The sequence below is a fragment of the Pseudomonas sp. Tav-5-1A genome (genome assembly GCF_055755055.1).
In genome coordinates this window covers 3,040,883-3,060,878 of sequence record NZ_CM146901.1, presented here as the reverse complement: position 1 = coordinate 3,060,878, position 19,996 = coordinate 3,040,883, and the positions used below count along the sequence as shown (strand labels likewise).

Here is a 19,996-nt window from a genome sequence, read left to right as displayed (position 1 = left end):
GGCGGTTGTCAGGCGTCGTAGCCCTGGCGAGCAAGGCATTCCTTGACATGCGCAGGCGTGGCAGCAAAGTCGTACCCGGCGAAGTTTCTCCAGGCCTGGACACTGTCCTTGAATACCGGGCTCTGTTTTTCCGTGCGCCATTGGTTCATGGCCAGCGACGAAATCGGCGCAGAGGTCATCTTGCCCAGCTGGTGGTAATCAATGTTGTCCTGGGCATCGAGCATGGACGGCTCATACGCCACACCGAGGAAACCGCATATTTCTTCCAGCTTGGCGTGAGGGGCGTCGACGAAGTCTTCATAACGAACGGTCAGAATCCGTTCCGGCGACAACATTCGGTTGCTCAAGCGTTGAATCCGATCGACCTCTGCTGCCCAGCGAATCAAGTTGTGCTCAATGTTATTATGCCACCACGGAGTTCGGCTGAAAGAGATAGCGACATCGCGCCCGTCGCGCACCATGTGTATGTATTTCGCCGTTGGAAACAGGTCTTCCAAAACATCAATACGTTGGCCATACCAGGGGGTTTGCTCGATACATATCGACTTGTTTTTCGCCGTGGCAATGGCGGCATAAAAATCGCCCATGAACTCCTTCAAACGGGCGACCGGATAACGCTGCGCCCGGAAGTAACTGGCGTAGTCAAAGTATTCATGCAACTTGTGCGGGCAGCGTTTCTGGACATAACCGATAAATTGCTCGGCGGTCCCATCAAACTGCGCACCGGCTTCGAAGAGTTCATGCAGGCCAGCGCCGTTGCCGGCGTATTGGCACAGCAGCTGGGTCTCGGGCGGGACGCAGATCTGCGAGTGACTGTTCAGGATCGACGCGAGCATGGTCGTGCCGCAACGTCCCGTGCCGATGATAAAGCCATTCATTCAGGTAAATCCTCTACAGACTGGCCACTCGCCCGGCCAGGGATTTGGTGACGGTAATACAGGCTCAATATAGCGTCGATTTCATCGGCGCCAATTAGCCCCGATGGATAGCGACCCAGCAATAAGACTCGCGTTCGAGCGTAGTAAGCCCGGGCTCGCACGTCATGTATCGTATTTGACATATTCCCGTTAGTGGCAATTAGCCCAACGGCACATGTCCTCAACGCCTTGATGACAGGCATGCCCTTTATCTCCACGGCTCAACAGTGAATCAATAACGTTACAACGTCGCCGGCAGCACTTGGAAGTGCCAACAGGAACGCCATTGACGCTATCGACTCAATGAGAAATTGCTTGAAGACTTTCGTGTACGGGAAGTTGTGATAAACGTATCAAGGATGATACCGGCGGGGTACACGCGCCCCGCAGCAGCTGCCGAAGGCGGCGTCCAGGTTAACCGCATAGCCCCTGGACGCGGCCTGCGGCCGCTGCTACATCTTTTTCATCGAGTTCAGGCTGCGCAGCAGGTCTTCCTGGCCGTCGGAGCCCAGGCCCCGGGGGGCGATGAACATTTCCATGTTGGCGCGCGACAGCTCCCAGTGCTCGAACACCAGGTTCACCACCGCCTCCTCGTCACGACGCTCGATGGCTTCGATGAACGCGTCATGGTGGTCGGCCGACAAGTCCAGGCGCTGCTCCATGTCGGGGTCGCGTGGCCGGTAGAAGGTGTGGCCGATGCGCCCGTGGTCGATCAGCAGGCGCCCCAGGCTGGGTTCCAGATACTGGTTGCCAGCCATCTCGCCCATGATCTCGTGGAAGCGGTTGTTCTCCAGCACCATGGCCAGCGCGTCGCGCGCCTGGGTGGCCTGGCGGAAGCGCTGCTGGGTCTGCTTGAGGTCTTCCAGCTGGGCCGGGCGGAAGTTGTGCACGGCCAGGCGCCCGACAGCGGCGTAGATCATCGGCGCCACCAGGAAGAAATTGCGCAGGGTGGCGTAGTTCATGGCAATGACCCGCGCGCCGCGGTTTTCCTGGATATCGAGGTAGCCTTCGCCCGCCAGGCGGCGGAAGACTTCGCGCACCGGGGTGCGGGACAGGCCGTAGCGTTCGCTCAGGCCCACCTCGTCGAGCACCTCGTCAGGGCTCAGTTCCATGGTGAGAATCTGCCGCTTCAGGTCCTCATATAGCGTGTTCTTGCCGTTTTTCACGAACAAGCTCCAGCAATGCGTCTCGAAAAATAAATAAACACGCGCAATATTACCCGCAAATGCCCGTAATCAAAGGCCTGCTTCAGGCAGCCGCCTGGCTGGGCCACGAACCGCCAGGTAAAGACCGCTCACAACGCCCCCAAGGGCTGAAGCTCGCGAATCAGCTCGATCAACAACCGCAGCCCCACCGGCAGCTGCCGACGGCTGGAATAGTACAGGTGGAACCCAGGCGCCACGCTGGCCCAGTCATCCAGCACGCGCACCAGTTCGCCGGCCTGCACCCACGGCGCTACCACCGGTTCCGGCACGTACATCAGCCCCCCGCCGTTGCGTGCCAGGGCCACGCCCACCCGTGTCTCGTCGATGGTCACGGCGCCCGGCACCGCCACCGCCAGTTGCTCGCTGCCGCGCTCGAATTCCCACTCGTACATGCGGTCGTTGCCCAGGCGGATGCGCAGGCAGCGGTGCGCCGCCAGGTCCGCAGGGTGCTGGGGCACGCCAAAGCGCTGCAGGTAGGTGGGCGAACCCACCACCACCCAGCGAATGTCCGGCGACAGCGGCTGGGCGATCATGTCCTCGGGCACCGTGCCGCCGTAGCGGATGCCCGCGTCGTGGCCGCCGCCGATCACATCGACCATGCGGTTGGTCACGGTCAGGTCGACCTCCACCTGCGGGTAACGGTCGTTGAACACCGGCAGCACCGGCCCCAGCAGCAGGTCGGCGCCATCGCTGAGGATGTTCAGGCGAATGCGCCCCGCCGGCTCGTCGCGAAAGCGGTTGAGCGTCTCCATGGCCTGGCCGATGGTCTCGATGGGCCCGTCGATCATGCCGTGCAGTTCCTCGCCGGCCGCGGTCAGGGTCACGCTGCGGGTGGTGCGGTTGAGCAGGCGCACACCCAGCCGCGCCTCCAGGCCCTTCATCGCATGGCTGAGCGCCGAGGCGCTGATACCCACCTCCAGCCCCGCGCGGCTAAAGCTCTGGTGGCGGGCGATGGCCAGGAAATAGACGAAGTCGGCCAAGTTGGCGCGGCTGATGTGCATGGTGGGCTCCTGGCCGTGATGAAGGGCAAATGCACCGGCCAGTCTACCGGGGCAACCCGCCGTGCATTACTGAGCCTAGCTCAAAGCCCCCATGAGCAGCGCTCATCGTCGAAACCGATACACGCAAGCCCGTTACGCGTTGCCGATTTGTGCTACTTCCCGCCCGGTGCCCTGCCCTAGAGTCGAGACGTGCGGGCCTGCCCCGCCACGCCAACCGACTGCAGGAAGGAGCCGCCAGTGCTCCGTCGAGGAATTCCATCATGTTCAACGCGCTGTCCCGCTACCAACCCAAACCCGTCGCCCGCCTGGCCCTGGCCATTTCCCTGAGCCTGGCCAGCCTGCCGTGGTGGCTGCCCGAGGCCAGCGCCCACGGCGGCGCGGCCGAGATGGTGCCGCTGCAATCGACCCTGGAAGACTTCGGCGCCAGCGTCAAATGGGACGACTACGCCGATGTCTTCGTCATCGCCAAGGACGGCGCCTACGTCAAGGTCAAGCCCAACACCCGGGTGGCCATGCTCAACGGTAAGCGCATCGAGCTGCAGGTGCCGGTGGTGTTCAAGGGCAAGACCGCGTACATGTCCCACGACTTTATCAACGAGGTGTTCCAGTCAGGCCTGGACAAGACCTTCGTGGTGGAAACCCGCCCGCACCCGCTCAACCCACTGAGCGCCGATGAAATCAAGACCGCGGTGGACGCCATCAAGGCCTCGCCCCACTACCAGGGCAATTACCGCTTCACCGAGATTTCCCTGCACGAGCCGGCCAAGGACCAGGTGTGGAAGTTCGTCTACACCGGCAACCCGGTCACCGACCCGCGCGAGGCCAACGTGGTGGTGCTGGACGGCAAGCACGTGATCGAAAGCACCGTCGACCTCAAGACCCGCCAGGTGCTGTCCTGGAAGCCGGTGGTCGGCGCCCACGGCATGGTGCTGCTGGACGACTTCACCGCCGTGCAATCGATCATCGAAGGCAGCGACGAGTACGCCCAGGCCTTGAAAAGCCGCGGCATCAATGACGTCAAGAAGGTGGTGACCACGCCGCTGACGGTCGGCTACTTCGACGGCAAGGACGGCCTGGCCCAGGACAAGCGCCTGCTCAAGGTGGTGAGCTACCTGGACGTGGGCGACGGCAACTACTGGGCGCACCCCATCGAGAACCTGGTGGCGGTGGTGGACCTGGAGCAGAAAAAAGTGGTGAAAATCGAAGACGCCGGGGTCATCCCGGTGCCGATGAAACCCACGCCCTATGACGGCCGCGGGCGCAAGGCCGCCACGGTCAAGCCGCTGGACATCACCGAGCCCGAAGGCAAGAACTACACCATCACCGGCAACAGCATCCACTGGCAGAACTGGGACCTGCACCTGCGCCTGGACTCGCGCGTGGGCCCGATCCTGTCCACCGTCACCTACGACGACAAGGGCACCAAGCGCAAGATCATGTACGAAGGCAGCCTGGGCGGCATGATCGTGCCCTACGGCGACCCGGACGTGGGCTGGTACTTCAAGGCCTACCTGGACTCGGGCGACTACGGCATGGGCACCCTCACCTCGCCCATCCAGCGCGGCAAGGACGCGCCGCAGAACGCCGTGCTGCTGGACGCCACCATCGCCGACTACACCGGCAAGCCGACCACCATCCCCCACGCCATGGCGATTTTCGAGCGCTACGCGGGGCCGGAGTACAAGCACCAGGAAATGGGCCAGCCCAACCTGTCCACCGAGCGGCGTGAGCTGGTGATCCGCTGGATCAGCACCGTGGGCAACTACGACTACATCTTCGACTGGGTGTTCCAGCAGAACGGCACCATCGGCATCGATGCCGGCGCCACCGGCATCGAGGCGGTCAAGGGCGTGAAGAGCAAGACCATGCACGATGCCACCGCCAAGGAGGACACCCGCTACGGCACGCTGATCGACACCAACATCGTCGGCACCACCCACCAGCACATCTACAACTTCCGCCTGGACATGGACATCGACGGCGAGAACAACACCCTGGTGGAGGTGAACCCCGTGGTAGCCGGCAACGACCGTGGCGGGCCGCGCACCAGCACCATGCAGATCCAGCAGCAGAAGGTGACCAACGAACAGGCCGCCGCGCAGAAGTTCGACCCCGCCACCGTGCGCCTGCTGAGCAACCCCAACAAGGAAAACCGCATGGGCAACCCGGTGTCCTACCAGTTGATTCCGTACGCGGGCGGCACCCACCCGGTGGCCAAGGGCGCAAACTTCGGCAAGGATGAATGGCTGTACCACCGCCTGAGCTTCATGGACAAGCAGATCTGGGTAACCCGCTACAACCCCGACGAGCGCTACCCGGAAGGCAAGTACCCGAACCGCTCCGACAAGGACACCGGGCTGGGCCAGTACACCCAGGACAACCAGTCCATCGACAACACCGACGACGTGGTGTGGCTGACCACCGGCACCACCCACGTGGCCCGGGCCGAGGAATGGCCGATCATGCCGACCGAGTGGGTGCACATGCTGCTCAAGCCGTGGAACTTCTTCGACGAAACGCCGACGTTGAACCTCAACGCCCCCAAATAACCTGTAGCAGAAACTGCCTTTTGTGGGAGCTGGCTTGCCGGCGAGTTTTTGGCCCTCAACAGCTCGCTGGCAAGCCAGCTCCCACAGTGGTGATGCGGGGGTCAGCGCAAACCGCCGAAGCGGCGGTAGAAACTCTCCCCCGCCTCGGGCAACGGCCCGTCAGCCGTTTCCATCACGGTGTTCAACCACGCCTCGGCCTGGGCATAGATCAACCGGTAGATATTGCGCGCCAGCTGCCGCGCGGCGCGCCCTTCCCAATCCCCCGGCAGCAACTCATCCGGCAATTGCGGGTCGCGCAGCAGCAGCTTGCGGTACTCGTGAATCAGCAGGGTACGGGCCAGGAAGCATTCCTCCGGGTCCAGGTTTTCCTGCTCGCGCAGCGCCTGCCACAGGGGCCGGAACAACTGGATGAACTCACTGTAATGCGCTGCCAGCTCCTCGATGTTCCAGCTCTCCTTGACCTGCAGGCGCAACGCCTTGGAGGCCATCACGTCCTGCGCCGTGGTCTCGAACACAATGGTGTCTTCCAGCGCGCCCAGGTCCGCCAGGGTGGTATTGAGGTCGGCGCGCTCGATGCGCGGGCTGGCCAGCACGGCCGGGGCCACGGCGCCGAAACCCTGCCATTCCAGCTCCTCGCGCACTTCCTTGCGCAGCGGCGCCGGCAGCTGGGTCAGCATCACCAGGCACCAGGCACCGTCCCAGGCTGGCGGCGTGGCGCTGTACACGCGCTTGAAGGCCTTGTCGAAGCGCCGGCGGCCGGTGCCGGTCAGGCTGTAGTCACTGCGCCGGCCGACCTTTTCGGCGCTCAGCCAGTTCTCCTTGGTCAGGCGGAAAATAGAGGTGCGGATCAGCCGTTCGTTGATGCCCATGGGCTCCAGCAGGCGGATCAGGCTACCCAGCCAGACCCGGCCGCCGTGGGGTTCGATGGCATCGCCATACAGGGTGACGATCAGCGAGCTGGCGCGAATCGGCACCTGTTGCTGGAACCGCGCGATCAGTTGATTGAGTGGCGTAAGCGACGACATGGGCAGTCCGTACAAGGCAAAGGGGCAAATATACCGACAGCCGGCCCCTGGGGGCCACTGTCAGTATCACTTCGAAGCGTTTTTGGGATGGTGCTGGCTGACCTGCAGGCGCGGGCGGCCGTCTTCCACCTGGGCCAGCGGCGGGCACTCGCGCAGGCCTTCCAGGCAACGACGGGCCAGCGCCTGGTACTCGCGGGTACCGGCCTGCTTCCACGCCACTTCCTGGTCGCCCAGCACGCGCTTGACGCTGGCCGGGCTGCCCACCACCAGCGATTGTTCCGGGCACTCGAACCCGGCCTTGACGAAGGCCGTGGCGGCGACGAAGCTGCGGGCACCGATGCGCGCGTTGTCCATCACCACCGCGTTCATGCCCACCAGCGCGTCCGCACCGATATGGCAGCCGTGCAGCACCGCGCCGTGGCCGATATGGCCGTTGCGCGCCACCACCGTGTCGCTGTCGGGGAAACCGTGCATCACGCAGGTGTCCTGCAGGTTGGCGCCCTCCTCCAGCACGATGCGGCCGAAATCGCCGCGCAGGCTGGCCAGCGGGCCCACGTAGCAATGGGGGCCGATGATCACGTCGCCAATCAGCACCGCCGTGGGGTGCACGTAGGCGCTGGGGTCGACCACCGGGGTCAGGCCGTCGAGGCGGTAGCAGGGCATGATGGCTCCTTATCGAGTCTTGTGGCACGATATTCGTGCTTATTGTTATGTTTTTTGTATCACATAATCAGTGAGGGCGACCATGAGTATTTCCCCTGACGCCGCGTTCGACGGCTGGCTGCACGCCATCAACCGCATCTGCGACCGCTTCGACGGCCAGGCCACGGGCGCCGGCTTCCAGGGCCGCATCGTCGAACACCGGCAAGGCGCGCTGAAAATGAGCACCGTGCACGCCGCCCAGGCGCGCCTGGTCCGCCAGCACCGCGAGGTGCAGCAGAGTGGCGAGCATCATTTTTTCGCGGTGTTCCAACTTGAAGGCACGGCGCAGATGCGCCAGGGCGAGGTGCGCGAAACGCTGCAGCCGGGCGACATCATGTTCATCGACAACCACTGCCCCAGCGCCTTCGACTACCAGGGGCCGGCGCGGCAATTGTCGCTGATCGTGCCGCATGCGCGGGGCCAGGGCCTGCTACAGCCTGGCCAGAAAGTAGCGAGTGGTGTGCCGGTCGCCGGCCTGGCCACCCAGTTGTTGCTGGGCACTCGGCTGCGCGACGACCTTTCCCAGGGCGAAAGCGAGGCCGTGCTGGACGCGATCCTGGGCCTGCTGCGCCCCGCCTTGCTACACAGGGATATGGACGAGGACAGCCAGGCCAAGGCTTACCGGCGCTGCGTGGCGTGGATCGAGCAGCACCTGGGCGATAGCGAGCTGACCCCTGAACGCGTGGCCCATGAATGCGGCATGTCCCTGCGGGGCCTGTACCGCGCCTTCGGCCGCCACGGCGCCAGCGTCGCCCAGCACATCCGCGACCGCCGCCTGGACCGCTGCGCGCAAAACCTGCGCGACGGCGCCGCCGGCACCAAGCTCGCCGCCCTGGCCTACCAATGGGGCTTCACCAACAGCAGCCACTTCAACACCGCCTTCAAGGCCCGCTTCGGCGTGGCACCCGGCGAGTATCGCCGCCGCCATTGACCCACCTTCCCGTAGCAGCGGCCGTCAGGCCGCGCCCGAAAGCGCCGTGGTATTGCCAAGAAAATGCGGAAAGGCCGGACGCCGCCTGGCGGCAGCTGCTACGGGAGCCAGTAATCATATGGCCCTGATAAACAGCCGGCGTAGGACCAAGCCCAGCAACAATGTCAGAGCCATCTGAAACTGTCGATTGCACAGGTTTTGCGCTTGTCCCAAGCCGCCAAGGGCAATAACGTCCGCGTAATTCTGGCGGACGAACGGGTTTCCGCCTCGGCAAAAAGAGGCTACTGTATGTACACCTGTAAATACAGGACCACTCATGAAATTTGAGTGGGACGAAGATAAGCCAAATCAACCTGCAAAAACATGGGATAGATTTCAACGATGTCCCAGAGCTATTCAACCATCCGCTTTTGACGATGCGCGACGATCGCTTCGGCTATCTGGAGGAGCGCTGGATCAGCCTGGGAGCGCTTCGAACGTTTGTCAGCGTGGTTGTTCACACCGAGCGGCGCCAAGGCATCATTCGAATCATTTCGGCACGCAAGGCCACTCGGCAGGAGGCAAAACGATATGTCCAAAGCATCAAGAACTGACTGGCAGCGACTCGCAGCCCAAACCGACGAGCAGATCGACACATCGGACGTTCCGGAACTGGGCGACGCTTTTTTCAAGAACGCAGAGCTGCACATCCCCCCCAAGCAAGCGGTCACAATACGCCTTGACGTGGATGTGCTGGAGTGGTTCAAGGATCAGGGCAGCGGTTACCAAACCCGCATAAATCAGCTACTGCGGCTGTATATGGAAGCGCACAAGCGCTAACGCCCCCCGTAGCAGCGGCCGCAGGCCGCGTCCACAGGCGCCGCGTTGCTGAAGAAAGCTGCCCAGATCAGTGACGTATGCACACCGACTTGGTTTCAGTGAACGCCTCCAGCCAATCGGCGCCAAAATCACGCCCGGTGCCCGACTGCTTGAAGCCACCAAACGGCATGTTGGCATCGATCAGCGTATGGCTGTTGACCCACACCGTGCCCGCTTCGATACGCGGGGTCAGGTTCATCGCCGCGTTCAGGTCGCGAGTCCACAGGCTGGCGGTCAGGCCGTAGTCGGAGTCGTTGGCCAGGGCCAGCGCCTGCTCCACGTCGTCCACGCGGCTCAGGCACAGCACCGGGCCGAACACCTCCTCGCGGGTCAGCTTGAGCTGGTCGTCGGGGTTGATCACCAGCGTCGGCGACACGTAGAAGCCATTGCCGTCCGGTGCCTTGGCGCCACTGATCAGCTCGGCATCCTGGCGGCGCGCGTCCTCCAGGTACGCCAGCACCTTGGCCTGGTGGGGCTGCGAGGCCAGCGGGTTGATCTGGAACGTCGGGTCCATCCCCGGGCCAACGCTCAGCCCCTTCACCGCCCCTTCGAACGCCGCCGCCACCTGGTCGAAGATCGGCGCCTCCACGTAGATGCGCGAACTGGCCGCGCACACCTGGCCCTGGTTGAGGAAGCTGCCCATCATCAGGCCTTCCACCACCTGCTGGATGTCGGCGTCCTTGAGCACGATGGCGGGGTTCTTGCCGCCCAGCTCCAACGTGATACGCGTCAGGCGATCGACAGCGCTCCTGGCGATACCCTTTCCGGTCGCCGTGGAGCCGGTGAAGCTGATTTTGCTGATCAACGGGTGGGTGGTCAGCACCCGGCCGCACACGCCGCCGCTGCCGGTGACCAGGTTGAACACGCCCGGCGGCACCCCGGCCTCGGTGGCCAGTTCGGCCATGCGCATCAGGGTTAGCGGGGTGATTTCCGAGGGCTTGATGACAATGGAGCAGCCCGCCGCCAGCGCCGGCATCACCTTCCACATGCCAATCATCAGCGGGAAGTTCCACGGCACGATGCCGGCCACCACGCCCACCGGCTCCTTGCGGGTAAACGCGGTGTAGCGCGCGCCATCCGGCACCGGGATGGACAGGTCCAGGGTGCGCCCCGACAGCTTGGTGGCCAGGCCTGCGGTGTAGCGCATCCAGTTCAGCGTGCTGCCCACCTCGAAGGCACGGGCGATGGCGATGGACTTGCCCTGCTCCAGGGTTTCCAGCTGCGCCAGCTCCTCGGCGTGCTGCTCCAGCAGGTCGGCGTAGCGCAGCAGGATGCGCTCGCGCTCGGCCGGCAGGCGCCGTGACCACACCCCGGAGGTGAAGGCCTTGTGGGCCGATTGGACCGCACGGTCTACATCGCTTGCGTCGGCGTCGGCGGTGGCGGCGATCTGTGCGCCGGTGGCCGGGTTGTACACCGGCAGGTTGCCTTCGCCGCGCGCGGCTACCCAGGCGCCGTCGATGTAGAGGCCGTGCTGGCGGCCGAGGAAGGCGGTGACACTGTCGAGGGGGTAAACGGTTTGACTGGCCATGGGGGGTGTCCTTGCTGAAAGGGGCGTGCGACCAGCTTAAGCAAACCGGCGAGGCGCCAGTTTCCCCTGCCTGCCAATTCAATTTCCCAGCCTGCCACATCCCCCCGTAGCAGCGGCCCCAGGCCGCGTCCGGCCACAACGCGGTCTTCCTGCAAAACCGTAGGGCCTGGGACGCGGCCTGGGGCCGCTGCTACGGGACCAAGCAATAATTGAGACACGGTATTTTATTTTTGATGTTGTTTTTGTGTATCGCATTGTGATTATACTGAGCCCATCGGCCACCCCAGCCGCTCCAATAATCAGCCCGGCCACGCTAGCCGGGCACACCCGTGAGGCCTGCCCATGCCTGCACTGCTTGTGGTCGAACAGCTGGACGCCGTCCGCCTGGTCACCCTCCACCGCCCCGAGGCGCTGAACGCGCTCAACACCCAACTGCTCGCCGAGCTGGCCGCAGCGCTGAGCGACGCCGAGCAGTGCCCGGACACCCGGGCCGTGGTGCTGACCGGCAGCCGCAAGGCCTTTGCCGCCGGTGCCGACATCAAGGAAATGGCCGAACGCGACTTGGTGGGCATCCTCAATGACCCGCGCGTGGCCTCCTGGCAGCGCATCACCGCCTTCACCAAGCCCCTGGTCGCCGCCGTCAACGGCTATGCCCTGGGCGGCGGCTGCGAGCTGGCGATGCACGCCGACATCCTGATTGCCGGGCGCGACACGCTGTTTGGCCAACCGGAAATCAACCTCGGCATCATGCCCGGCGCCGGCGGCACCCAGCGCTTGTTGCGGGCCGTGGGCAAGTCCCTGGCCATGCAGATGGTGCTCACCGGCGAGCCCATCGGCGCCCGCCAGGCCCTGGAGGCCGGGCTGGTCAGCGAAATCACCGAGCCGGAATTCACCGTGGAGCGCGCCCTGGCCATCGCCCGGCGCATCGCCGAGAAGGCGCCGCTGGCCGTGCGCCTGGCCAAGGAAGCGCTGCTCAAGGCCCAGGACACCGACCTTGCCAGCGGCCTGCGTTTCGAACGCCACGCCTTCACGCTGCTGGCTGGCACCCAGGACCGCGACGAAGGCATCCGCGCCTTCCAGGACAAGCGCCGCCCGCAGTTCCGCGGGCAGTAACCCATCCGTTCACCCTCCAGGGGCACCCCAGCCATGACCTTCGAAACCATCGTGTTCGCCATCGACGACGGCGTCGCCTTGCTCAGCCTCAACCGTCCCGAGCAACTCAACAGCTTCAACGCCCAGATGCACGGCGAGGTGCGCGAAGCCCTCAAGCGCGTGCGCCAGGACGCCAGCGTGCGCGTGCTGCTGCTGACCGGCGAAGGCCGCGGCTTCTGCGCAGGGCAAGACCTGGCCGACCGCAACGTCGCCCCCCGCGCCGATGCGCCGGACCTGGGCCAGTCCATCGAGCAGTTCTACAACCCGCTGATCCGCGCCCTGCGCGAGCTGCCGCTGCCGGTGGTCTGCGCGGTCAACGGCGTGGCCGCCGGCGCCGGCGCGAACATCCCGCTGGCCTGCGACCTGGTGCTGGCGGCGCGCTCGGCCAGCTTTATCCAGGCGTTCTGCAAGATCGGCCTGATCCCCGACTCGGGCGGCACCTGGGCGCTGCCACGGCTGGTGGGCATGGCCCGCGCCAAGGCCCTGGCCCTGCTGGGCGAACGCCTGAGCGCCGAACAGGCCGAGCAATGGGGGCTGATCTACCGCTGCGTGGATGACGACGCGCTGCGCGACGAAGCGCTGAAACTGGCGCGCCACCTGGCCACCCAGCCCACCTACGGCCTGGCGCTGATCAAGCGCAGCCTCAACGCCAGTTTCGACAACAGCCTGGACCAGCAGTTGGAACTTGAACGCGACCTGCAACGCCTGGCCGGACGCAGCCACGACTACCGCGAAGGCGTGGCCGCGTTCATGGCCAAGCGCCCCGCCGCGTTCAAGGGGAACTGAGCCATGGCCGCATTGCCCTTGTCCGCCGAAGTGGCGGTGATCGGCGCCGGTGCCATGGGCGCCGGCATCGCCCAGGTGGCCGCCCAGGCCGGGCACCCGGTGAAGCTCTACGACAACCGCCCCGGCGCCGCCGCCCAGGCCATCGCCGCCATCGACCAGCGCCTGGGCCAGCGGGTGAAGGCCGGCAAGCTGGCCGACAGCGCCCGCCTCGCCTGCCTGGCCAACCTGCACGCCTGCGACGCCCTGCCCGCACTGGCCGACGCCCGCCTGGTGATCGAGGCCATCGTCGAGCAACTGGCGGTCAAGCGCCAACTGTTCGCCGAACTGGAGCGCCTGTGCGCGCCCGACTGCCTGCTGGCCAGCAACACCTCGTCGCTGTCCATCACCACCCTGGCGGCCGAGCTTGCGCACCCCGAACGCTTCGCCGGCCTGCATTTCTTCAACCCGGCGCCGGTGATGGCGCTGGTGGAAGTGGTCAGCGGCCTGGCCACCGCCGAGCACACCGCGCGCACCCTGCATGACACTGCCAGCGCCTGGGGCAAACGGCCGGTGCACACCCGCTCAACGCCGGGCTTTATCGTCAACCGCGTGGCCCGGCCGTTCTACGCCGAGAGCCTGCGCCTGCTGCAGGAAGGGGCCGCCGACAGCGCCACCCTCGACGCCCTGCTGCGCGAGGCCGGTGGCTTTGCCATGGGCGCCTTCGAGCTGACCGACCTGATCGGCCACGACGTCAATTACGCGGTGACCTGCTCGGTGTTCGACGCCTATTACCAAGACATGCGCTTCCAGCCCTCGCTGCTGCAGAAGGAGCTGGTGGACGCCGGGCGCCTGGGCCGCAAGAGCGGCCAGGGCTTCTACGACTACCGCGACGGCGCGCAACGGCCGCTGCCGCACACCCTGGCCAGCAGCGCCACGGTGCAGCACTGCGTGGCCGAAGGCCTGCCGCCGCTGCTCGACGGCCTGCTGGCACGCCTGGAAGCCCAGGGCGTGCAGGTGACCCGCCGCCCCGGCAACGGCCTGCTGCGCTGCGGCGACGCCGTGCTGGCCCTGTCCGACGGCCGCATGGCCAGCCAGCGCGCCCTGGACCACGGCCTGCAACACCTGGTGCTGCTGGACCTGGCCCTGGACTTTGCCACGGCCACGCGCATCGGCATCAGCTGGGCAGCCGCCACCTCGCCCGCCGCCATCGACCAGGCCGTGGCCCTGCTGAACCGCGCCGGCCTGGCCGTCAGCGCCCTCACCGACAGCCCCGGCCTGTGCGTGCTGCGCACCGTGGCCATGCTCGCCAACGAAGGCGCCGACGCCGCGCTGCAAGGCGTGGCCTCGGCAGCCGACATCGACCTGGCCATGCGCGCCGGGGTCAATTACCCGCGCGGGCCGCTGGCCTGGGCCGACGCCCTGGGGCTGGACACGGTCGTGGCCGTGCTGCAGCACCTGCAGGCCGCCTACGGCGAAGAGCGCTACCGCCCCTCGTTGCTGCTGCGCCGCTGCCTGGCGCAAGGGAGAAGCCTGCATGACTGAAGCCACCGCCCGCGACCTGGCCCAGCAATGCGCCATGGCGCTGCTGGAACGCGACAATGCCAGCCGCGCCCTGGGCCTGCACCTGCTGGACGCCGACGCCGGCTACGCGCAGCTGACCATGACCGTGCGCCCCGACATGCTCCAGGGCCACCGCACCTGCCACGGCGGCTTCATCTTCGCCCTGGCCGACTCGGCGTTCGCCGTGGCCTGCAACAGCTACGACCTGGCCACCGTGGCCCAGGGTTGCAGCATCGAGTACATCGGCGCGGTGCCGGTGGGCGACGTGCTTACCGCCACCTGCCACGAACTCAGCCGTCGCGGCCGCACCGGCACCTACGACGTGCGCATCGAAAACCAGAACGGCCAACTGATCGCCCTGTTCCGGGGCAAGTCCTACCAAGTGCGCGGCACCGTGCTGACGCCGGAGAACCCTCATGACTGATGCCCTTATCATCGACGCCGTGCGCACCCCCATCGGCCGCTACGGCGGCGCCCTCAGCGGCGTGCGCGCCGACGACCTCGGCGCCGTGCCCCTGCGCGCCCTGCTCGAGCGCCACCCGCAGGTGGACTGGAGCCAGGTGGACGATGTCATCTATGGCTGCGCCAACCAGGCCGGCGAGGACAACCGCAACGTGGCGCGCATGTCGGCGCTGTTGGCCGGCCTGCCGGTGAGCGTGCCCGGCACCACACTCAACCGCCTGTGCGGCTCGGGGCTGGACGCGGTGGGCACGGCGGCGCGGGCGATTCGCAGTGGCGAGACCGGGCTGATGCTGGTGGGCGGCGTGGAATCCATGTCCCGTGCGCCACTGGTGATGGGCAAGGCCGAGACGGCCTTTTCGCGCCAGGCCGAGCTGTTCGACACCACCATCGGCTGGCGCTTCGTCAACCCGCTGATGCAGGCGCAGTACGGCATCGACTCGATGCCCGAGACCGCCGAGAACGTCGCCGCGCAGTTCAACATCAGCCGCGCCGACCAGGACGCCTTCGCCCTGCGCAGCCAGCAACGCGCCGCCGCCGCCCAGGCCAACGGGCGCCTGGCACGGGAAATCGTCGCGGTCAGCATCGCCCAGCGCAAGGGCCCGGCCAAAGTCGTAGAGCACGACGAGCACCCGCGCGGCGATACTACCCTTGAGCAACTGCACAAGCTGGGCACGCCGTTCCGCGCCAACGGCAGCGTCACCGCCGGCAACGCCTCGGGGGTCAACGACGGCGCCTGCGCGCTGCTGCTGGCAAGCCCCGAAGCAGCCGAGCGCTACCGCCTCAAGGCCCGTGGCCGGGTGCTGGCCATGGCCACCGCCGGCGTCGAGCCGCGCATCATGGGCATCGGCCCGGTGCCCGCCACGCGCAAGGTGCTGGAGCGCGCCAACCTGGCCCTGGCCGACATGGACGTGATCGAACTCAACGAAGCCTTCGCCGCCCAGGGCCTGGCCGTGCTGCGTGAACTGGGCCTGGCCGACGACGACCCGCGGGTGAACCCCAACGGTGGCGCCATTGCCCTGGGCCACCCGCTGGGCATGAGCGGCGCGCGCCTGGTGACCACCGCCCTGCACCAGCTGGAACAGACCAATGGCCGCTACGCCCTGTGCACCATGTGCATCGGCGTCGGCCAGGGCATTGCCTTGATCATCGAACGCCTGTAAGCCTATGCACAGCCCGCCCTGCTGCGGGCCGGACACTCACACAAGAACAATTCGAGTGAAACCATGAACATGCACCTTGACCCTGAAGCCTTGCTGGACCCGTTCGAAACCGCCAGCGTCGACCAACTGCGCGAACACCAGCTGCAGCGCCTGCGCTGGAGCCTCACCCACGCCTACCAGAACGTGCCGCTGTACCGCCAGCGCTTCGACGCCCTGGGCCTGCACCCCGACGACCTGAAGTCACTGGACGACCTGGGCCGCTTCCCCTTCACCGGCAAGAACGACCTGCGCGACAACTACCCCTACGGCATGTTCGCCGTGCCCCAGCACGAGGTGGTGCGCCTGCACGCCTCCAGCGGCACCACCGGCAAGCCCACCGTGGTGGGCTACACCCAGAACGACATCGACACCTGGGCCAACATCGTCGCCCGCTCGATTCGCGCCGCCGGCGGCAAGCGCGGCGACAAGGTGCACATTTCCTACGGCTACGGCCTGTTCACCGGAGGCCTGGGCGCCCACTACGGCGCCGAGCGCCTGGGCTGCACGGTGATCCCCATGTCGGGTGGGCAGACCGAGAAACAGGTGCAGCTGATCCGCGACTTCAACCCCGACATCATCATGGTCACGCCCTCGTACATGCTCAACATCGCCGACGAGATCGAGCGCCAGGGCATCGACCCGCAGAAACTCGCCCTGCGCCTGGGCATCTTCGGCGCCGAACCCTGGACCGACGAGTTGCGCGGCGCCATCGAGCGCCGCCTGGGCATCGTCGCCCAGGACATCTATGGCCTGTCGGAGATCATGGGCCCGGGCGTGGCCATGGAATGCGCCGACAGCCGCGGCCACCCGACCATCTGGGAAGACCACTTCTACCCGGAAATCATCGACCCGGTCACCGGCCAGGTGCTGCCCGACGGCCAGTTCGGCGAGCTGGTGTTCACCTCCCTGAGCAAGGAGGCCCTGCCGATGATCCGCTACCGCACCCGCGACCTCACCCGGCTGTTGCCCGGCAGTGGCCGGCCGATGCGGCGCATGGACAAAATCACCGGGCGCAGCGACGACATGCTGATCATCCGCGGCGTCAACGTGTTCCCCACCCAGGTGGAAGAGCAAGTGCTGAAAATCAAACAGCTCAGCGAATGCTACGAGATGCACCTGTATCGCAACGGCAACCTCGATTCGGTGGACGTCCACGTCGAACTGCGCCCCGAACAGCAGCACCTGGACCCGGCCCAGCAGCAGGCCGTGTGCAACGAGCTAAGCAAGCAGATCAAGACCTACATCGGCATCAGCACCCGCGTGCTGCTGCAGCCGCTGCACTCCCTCAAGCGCTCGGAAGGCAAGGCCGCCCACGTCTTCGACAAACGCTAGTAACCCCGTAGCAGCGGCCGCAGGCCGCGTCCTTCCCCTCACCCCGCGGTGTACCTGCTGCACCGCAGCGCCCATGACGCGGCCTTGCGGCCGCTGCTACGGGATTCGTTTGCCTCGGAAACGTGATACGGAAATTTATTTGATACGCATATTTTGTGTTTGATATTTGATTCTGTATCACTTATAAAATAGCCATGCCCCATCATGGCGGAGACCCTTCATGTACGCACAGCTAGTGGAAACCGGCGTCAAGCGCCTCAAGACCCTCGACGAGATGGACGCCCAGGAACGCGCCTTCCAGGCACGTATCGACGCTGAAATCAAGATTGAAGCCAAGAACTGGATGCCCGACGCCTACCGGCAAACCCTGATTCGCCAGATCTCCCAGCACGCCCACTCGGAAATCGTCGGCATGCTGCCCGAAGGCAACTGGGTCACCCGCGCGCCGACGCTCAAGCGCAAGCTGCAGTTGATGGCCAAGATCCAGGACGAAGCCGGCCACGGCCTGTACCTGTACAGCGCCATGGAAACCCTGGGCGCCGATCGCGATACAGAAATTGCCAAGATGCACGCCGGCAAGGCCAAGTATTCGAGCATCTTCAACTACCCCACCCTGAGCTGGGCCGACATGGGCGCGGTAGGCTGGCTGGTGGATGGCGCCGCCATCGTCAACCAGGTGGTGCTGCAGCGCACCTCCTACGGCCCCTACGCCCGGGCCATGGTGCGCATCTGCAAGGAAGAGAGCTTCCACCAGCGCCAGGGCTACGAAATGCTCCTGACCATGATGCGCCACGGCACCCAGGCCCAGAAGGACATGGTGCAGGACGCCATCAACCGCCTGTGGTGGCCGGCACTGATGATGTTCGGTCCCAGCGACGAACACTCGCCCAACAGCGCCCAGTCCATGGCCTGGAAGATCAAGCGCCAGGGCAACGACGAACTGCGCCAGCGCTTCGTCGACCAGACCATCCCCCAGCTGGAGCTGCTGGGCTGCACCTGCCCCGACCCGGACCTGAAATGGAACGCCGAGACCGGCCATTACGACTTCGGTGCCATCCAGTGGGATGAATTCCACGAAGTGCTCAAGGGCAACGGCCCGTGCAACGCCGAACGCGTGGCCACCCGCAAGCAGGCCATCGAGGACGGCGCCTGGGTGCGCCAGGCCGCCGTGGCCCACGCCCGCAAACACCACAACAAGAACGCCGCCTGAGCTGGAGAAACCCCATGTCCGACTGGACCCTGTTCGAAGTCTTCGTGCGCAGCAAGCACGGCCTCAACCACAAGCACGTGGGCAGCGTGCACGCCGCCGATGCGGTCATGGCCATCGAGAACGCCCGCGAGTTGTACACCCGTCGCAGCGAAGGCGTGAGCCTGTGGGTGGTGCCCTCGGCGCTGATCACCGCCTCCTCGCCGGACGACAAGGAACCGCTGTTCGAACCGGCCGACGACAAGGTCTACCGCCACGCCAGCTTCTACGAACTGCCGCCCGAAGTGGGGCACATGTGAGGCCGACCATGAGCATCGAACACGACCTGACCCATTACCTGCTGCACCTGGGCGACAGCGCCCTGATCCAGGGCCAGCGCCTGAGCCAGTGGATCGGCCACGCGCCGGCGCTGGAAGAAGAACTGGCCCTGGCCAACGTCGGCCTCGACCTGATCGGCCAGGCGCGCCACTGGCTGGAATACGCCGCCGAGCGCCTGGCCGATGGCCGCGACGCCGACGCCCTTGCCTTCCTGCGCAACGAACGCGAGCTGCGCAACCTGCTGCTGGTGGAACAGCCCAATGGCGACTTCGCGGTAACCATGCTCAAGCAGTTCTTCTACGACGCCTGGCATTTGCAGGTGCTGCACGGGCTTGCCGGTACCAGCGACGCGCGCATCGCCGGCATCGCCGCCAAGGGCCTGAAAGAGGTGACCTACCACCTGCGCCGCTCCGCCGAGTGGGTGGAGCGCCTGGGCGACGGCACCGAGGAAAGCCACGCGCGCATGCTGGCGGCGCTGCCCAAGGTCTGGCGCTTCACCGTGGAACTGGTCAACCCCAGCGCCGCCGAGCAGCGCCTGGCGGCCGCCGGGCTGATCGGCGACCCCCTGGAGGTCGCAGCGGCGTGGCGCGCCAAGGTCGCCGACGTGTTCGCCCGCGCCACCCTGCCGCTGCCCGAGCCCGCCAGCCCGTTCTACCTCGACGGCCGCGAGGGCCTGCACAGCGAACACCTGGGCCTGCTGCTGGCCGAAATGCAATACCTGCCGCGAGCCTACCCCGATGCAACCTGGTGAGCTGATCGTCAGCGACCGGGGCGCGCGGCCGCAACAGGCCGGCGACCTGGCCCAGGCCTGGGCCGTGCTGGACCAGGTCATGGACCCGGAGGTGCCGGTGGTCAGCGTGGTGGCCCTGGGCATCGTCCGCGACCTGGCCTGGGAGGCCGGGCATCTGCAGGTGGTGGTCACCCCCACCTACTCCGGCTGCCCGGCCACCGAGGTGATCGAGGGCGACATTCGCGACGCCCTGGAACGGGCCGGTTTCCCCGCCCCCAGCCTGCAACGCCAGCTGACCCCGGCCTGGACCACCGACTGGATCACCCCCCAGGGCCGCGAGCAGCTACGCGCCTACGGCATCGCCCCGCCCGAAGGCAGCACCAGCAAGCGCACGCTGCTGGGCCAGGCGCCGCAGGTGTTGTGCCCGCAGTGCGGCAGCGCCCACACCGAGCTGCTCAGCCAGTTCGGCTCCACGGCCTGCAAGGCGCTGTACCGCTGCGTCGAATGCCGCGAGCCGTTCGACTATTTCAAGTGCATCTGATGGCTACCGGAGAA

19 protein-coding genes and 1 pseudogene are annotated in these 19,996 nt (G+C 66.0%); 14 read left to right on the top strand and 6 right to left on the bottom strand.

What is annotated here, in order from left to right:
• Nucleotides 1-8 precede the first annotated feature (8 nt).
• The 3 genes from AC0J42_RS13970 to AC0J42_RS13960 form a co-directional block, all read right to left on the bottom strand.
• Entirely contained in the window at nt 9-878 is an 870-nt protein-coding gene (locus tag AC0J42_RS13970) for a sulfotransferase family protein (RefSeq protein WP_473006609.1), read from the bottom strand.
• A gap of 491 nt (nt 879-1,369) precedes the next feature.
• Nucleotides 1,370-2,083 carry a GntR family transcriptional regulator gene (locus AC0J42_RS13965; protein WP_416424138.1) on the bottom strand — a complete coding sequence of 238 codons (714 nt, stop codon included), beginning with the start codon at nt 2,081-2,083 and terminating at the stop codon, nt 1,370-1,372.
• 128 nt (nt 2,084-2,211) lie between these two features.
• On the bottom strand, nt 2,212-3,123 hold the full coding sequence (locus tag AC0J42_RS13960; protein WP_473006608.1) for a LysR family transcriptional regulator: 912 nt from the start codon (nt 3,121-3,123) through the stop codon (nt 2,212-2,214).
• Nucleotides 3,124-3,383: 260 nt separating this feature from the next.
• On the opposite strand from AC0J42_RS13960, the gene tynA reads away from it, so the two are divergent.
• The gene (gene tynA / locus AC0J42_RS13955; RefSeq protein ID WP_416424136.1) at nt 3,384-5,672 is read left to right on the top strand and encodes a primary-amine oxidase; all 2,289 of its coding nucleotides are present in this window, start codon (nt 3,384-3,386) and stop codon (nt 5,670-5,672) included.
• 101 nt (nt 5,673-5,773) lie between these two features.
• On the opposite strand, the gene paaX is transcribed toward tynA, so the two are convergent.
• Together paaX and paaY are read right to left on the bottom strand one after the other, a co-directional pair.
• On the bottom strand, nt 5,774-6,697 hold the full coding sequence (gene paaX / locus AC0J42_RS13950; protein WP_416424135.1) for a phenylacetic acid degradation operon negative regulatory protein PaaX: 924 nt from the start codon (nt 6,695-6,697) through the stop codon (nt 5,774-5,776).
• A gap of 66 nt (nt 6,698-6,763) precedes the next feature.
• A complete protein-coding gene (gene paaY / locus AC0J42_RS13945) occupies nt 6,764-7,360 on the bottom strand; it encodes a phenylacetic acid degradation protein PaaY (RefSeq protein WP_473006607.1) in 597 nt (198 codons plus the stop codon).
• 82 nt (nt 7,361-7,442) lie between these two features.
• On the opposite strand from paaY, the gene feaR reads away from it, so the two are divergent.
• The 3 genes and pseudogenes from feaR (at nt 7,443) to AC0J42_RS13930 (ending at nt 9,149) form a co-directional block, all read left to right on the top strand.
• Nucleotides 7,443-8,330 carry a transcriptional regulator FeaR gene (gene feaR, locus AC0J42_RS13940; protein ID WP_473006605.1) on the top strand — a complete coding sequence of 296 codons (888 nt, stop codon included), beginning with the start codon at nt 7,443-7,445 and terminating at the stop codon, nt 8,328-8,330.
• A 316-nt stretch (nt 8,331-8,646) separates the two neighbouring features.
• Nucleotides 8,647-8,923, top strand: a pseudogene (locus tag AC0J42_RS13935) (BrnT family toxin).
• On the top strand, nt 8,901-9,149 hold the full coding sequence (locus tag AC0J42_RS13930; protein WP_416424132.1) for a BrnA antitoxin family protein: 249 nt from the start codon (nt 8,901-8,903) through the stop codon (nt 9,147-9,149). The pseudogene AC0J42_RS13935 and the gene AC0J42_RS13930 overlap by 23 nt, the downstream one beginning before the upstream one ends.
• A gap of 67 nt (nt 9,150-9,216) precedes the next feature.
• Here the strand turns inward: AC0J42_RS13930 and AC0J42_RS13925 are convergent, their stop codons facing one another.
• Nucleotides 9,217-10,716 (bottom strand): aldehyde dehydrogenase family protein, encoded by a 1,500-nt coding sequence (locus tag AC0J42_RS13925; RefSeq protein WP_473006604.1) that lies wholly within the window; start codon nt 10,714-10,716, stop codon nt 9,217-9,219.
• 342 nt (nt 10,717-11,058) lie between these two features.
• On the opposite strand from AC0J42_RS13925, the gene paaF reads away from it, so the two are divergent.
• The 10 genes from paaF to paaD all read left to right on the top strand — a co-directional run bounded on the left by paaF (nt 11,059) and on the right by paaD (nt 19,982).
• Nucleotides 11,059-11,829 (top strand): 2,3-dehydroadipyl-CoA hydratase PaaF, encoded by a 771-nt coding sequence (gene paaF, locus AC0J42_RS13920; RefSeq protein WP_416424130.1) that lies wholly within the window; start codon nt 11,059-11,061, stop codon nt 11,827-11,829.
• Between the two features lie 33 nt (nt 11,830-11,862).
• Complete coding sequence (gene paaG, locus AC0J42_RS13915) at nt 11,863-12,654, top strand: 2-(1,2-epoxy-1,2-dihydrophenyl)acetyl-CoA isomerase PaaG (RefSeq protein ID WP_473006603.1); 792 nt, start codon at nt 11,863-11,865, stop codon at nt 12,652-12,654.
• Nucleotides 12,655-12,657: 3 nt separating this feature from the next.
• Nucleotides 12,658-14,175: a 3-hydroxyacyl-CoA dehydrogenase PaaH gene (paaH, locus tag AC0J42_RS13910; protein ID WP_473006602.1), complete on the top strand. Its 1,518-nt coding sequence runs from the start codon at nt 12,658-12,660 to the stop codon at nt 14,173-14,175.
• Nucleotides 14,168-14,617: a hydroxyphenylacetyl-CoA thioesterase PaaI gene (paaI, locus tag AC0J42_RS13905; protein WP_473006601.1), complete on the top strand. Its 450-nt coding sequence runs from the start codon at nt 14,168-14,170 to the stop codon at nt 14,615-14,617. Before paaH ends, paaI begins: the two co-directional genes overlap by 8 nt.
• Nucleotides 14,610-15,815 (top strand): 3-oxoadipyl-CoA thiolase, encoded by a 1,206-nt coding sequence (pcaF, locus tag AC0J42_RS13900; protein ID WP_473006599.1) that lies wholly within the window; start codon nt 14,610-14,612, stop codon nt 15,813-15,815. The genes paaI and pcaF overlap by 8 nt, the downstream gene beginning before the upstream one ends.
• A 63-nt stretch (nt 15,816-15,878) precedes the next feature.
• Entirely contained in the window at nt 15,879-17,186 is a 1,308-nt protein-coding gene (gene paaK / locus AC0J42_RS13895) for a phenylacetate--CoA ligase PaaK (protein ID WP_473006598.1), read from the top strand.
• Nucleotides 17,187-17,406: 220 nt separating this feature from the next.
• Nucleotides 17,407-18,396 carry a 1,2-phenylacetyl-CoA epoxidase subunit PaaA gene (gene paaA / locus AC0J42_RS13890; protein ID WP_473006597.1) on the top strand — a complete coding sequence of 330 codons (990 nt, stop codon included), beginning with the start codon at nt 17,407-17,409 and terminating at the stop codon, nt 18,394-18,396.
• 14 nt (nt 18,397-18,410) lie between these two features.
• Entirely contained in the window at nt 18,411-18,692 is a 282-nt protein-coding gene (gene paaB, locus AC0J42_RS13885) for a 1,2-phenylacetyl-CoA epoxidase subunit PaaB (RefSeq protein ID WP_473006596.1), read from the top strand.
• A gap of 8 nt (nt 18,693-18,700) precedes the next feature.
• A complete protein-coding gene (gene paaC, locus AC0J42_RS13880) occupies nt 18,701-19,462 on the top strand; it encodes a 1,2-phenylacetyl-CoA epoxidase subunit PaaC (protein WP_473006594.1) in 762 nt (253 codons plus the stop codon).
• A complete protein-coding gene (gene paaD, locus AC0J42_RS13875; protein ID WP_473006593.1) occupies nt 19,449-19,982 on the top strand; it encodes a 1,2-phenylacetyl-CoA epoxidase subunit PaaD in 534 nt (177 codons plus the stop codon). The genes paaC and paaD overlap by 14 nt, the downstream gene beginning before the upstream one ends.
• Nucleotides 19,983-19,996 lie beyond the last annotated feature (14 nt).

Bases quoted from the DNA above. Each gene is read 5' to 3' on its own strand.
- AC0J42_RS13970 (WP_473006609.1), bottom strand. From the start codon at position 878: ATGAATGGCTTTATCATCGGCACGGGACGTTGCGGCACGACCATGCTC.
- AC0J42_RS13960 (WP_473006608.1), bottom strand. From the start codon at position 3,123: ATGCACATCAGCCGCGCCAACTTGGCCGACTTCGTCTATTTCCTGGCC.
- tynA (WP_416424136.1), top strand. From the start codon at position 3,384: ATGTTCAACGCGCTGTCCCGCTACCAACCCAAACCCGTCGCCCGCCTG.
- paaX (WP_416424135.1), bottom strand. From the start codon at position 6,697: ATGTCGTCGCTTACGCCACTCAATCAACTGATCGCGCGGTTCCAGCAA.
- paaY (WP_473006607.1), bottom strand. From the start codon at position 7,360: ATGCCCTGCTACCGCCTCGACGGCCTGACCCCGGTGGTCGACCCCAGC.
- feaR (WP_473006605.1), top strand. From the start codon at position 7,443: ATGAGTATTTCCCCTGACGCCGCGTTCGACGGCTGGCTGCACGCCATC.
- AC0J42_RS13930 (WP_416424132.1), top strand. From the start codon at position 8,901: ATGTCCAAAGCATCAAGAACTGACTGGCAGCGACTCGCAGCCCAAACC.
- AC0J42_RS13925 (WP_473006604.1), bottom strand. From the start codon at position 10,716: ATGGCCAGTCAAACCGTTTACCCCCTCGACAGTGTCACCGCCTTCCTC.
- paaF (WP_416424130.1), top strand. From the start codon at position 11,059: ATGCCTGCACTGCTTGTGGTCGAACAGCTGGACGCCGTCCGCCTGGTC.
- paaG (WP_473006603.1), top strand. From the start codon at position 11,863: ATGACCTTCGAAACCATCGTGTTCGCCATCGACGACGGCGTCGCCTTG.
- paaH (WP_473006602.1), top strand. From the start codon at position 12,658: ATGGCCGCATTGCCCTTGTCCGCCGAAGTGGCGGTGATCGGCGCCGGT.
- paaI (WP_473006601.1), top strand. From the start codon at position 14,168: ATGACTGAAGCCACCGCCCGCGACCTGGCCCAGCAATGCGCCATGGCG.
- pcaF (WP_473006599.1), top strand. From the start codon at position 14,610: ATGACTGATGCCCTTATCATCGACGCCGTGCGCACCCCCATCGGCCGC.
- paaK (WP_473006598.1), top strand. From the start codon at position 15,879: ATGAACATGCACCTTGACCCTGAAGCCTTGCTGGACCCGTTCGAAACC.
- paaA (WP_473006597.1), top strand. From the start codon at position 17,407: ATGTACGCACAGCTAGTGGAAACCGGCGTCAAGCGCCTCAAGACCCTC.
- paaB (WP_473006596.1), top strand. From the start codon at position 18,411: ATGTCCGACTGGACCCTGTTCGAAGTCTTCGTGCGCAGCAAGCACGGC.
- paaC (WP_473006594.1), top strand. From the start codon at position 18,701: ATGAGCATCGAACACGACCTGACCCATTACCTGCTGCACCTGGGCGAC.
- paaD (WP_473006593.1), top strand. From the start codon at position 19,449: ATGCAACCTGGTGAGCTGATCGTCAGCGACCGGGGCGCGCGGCCGCAA.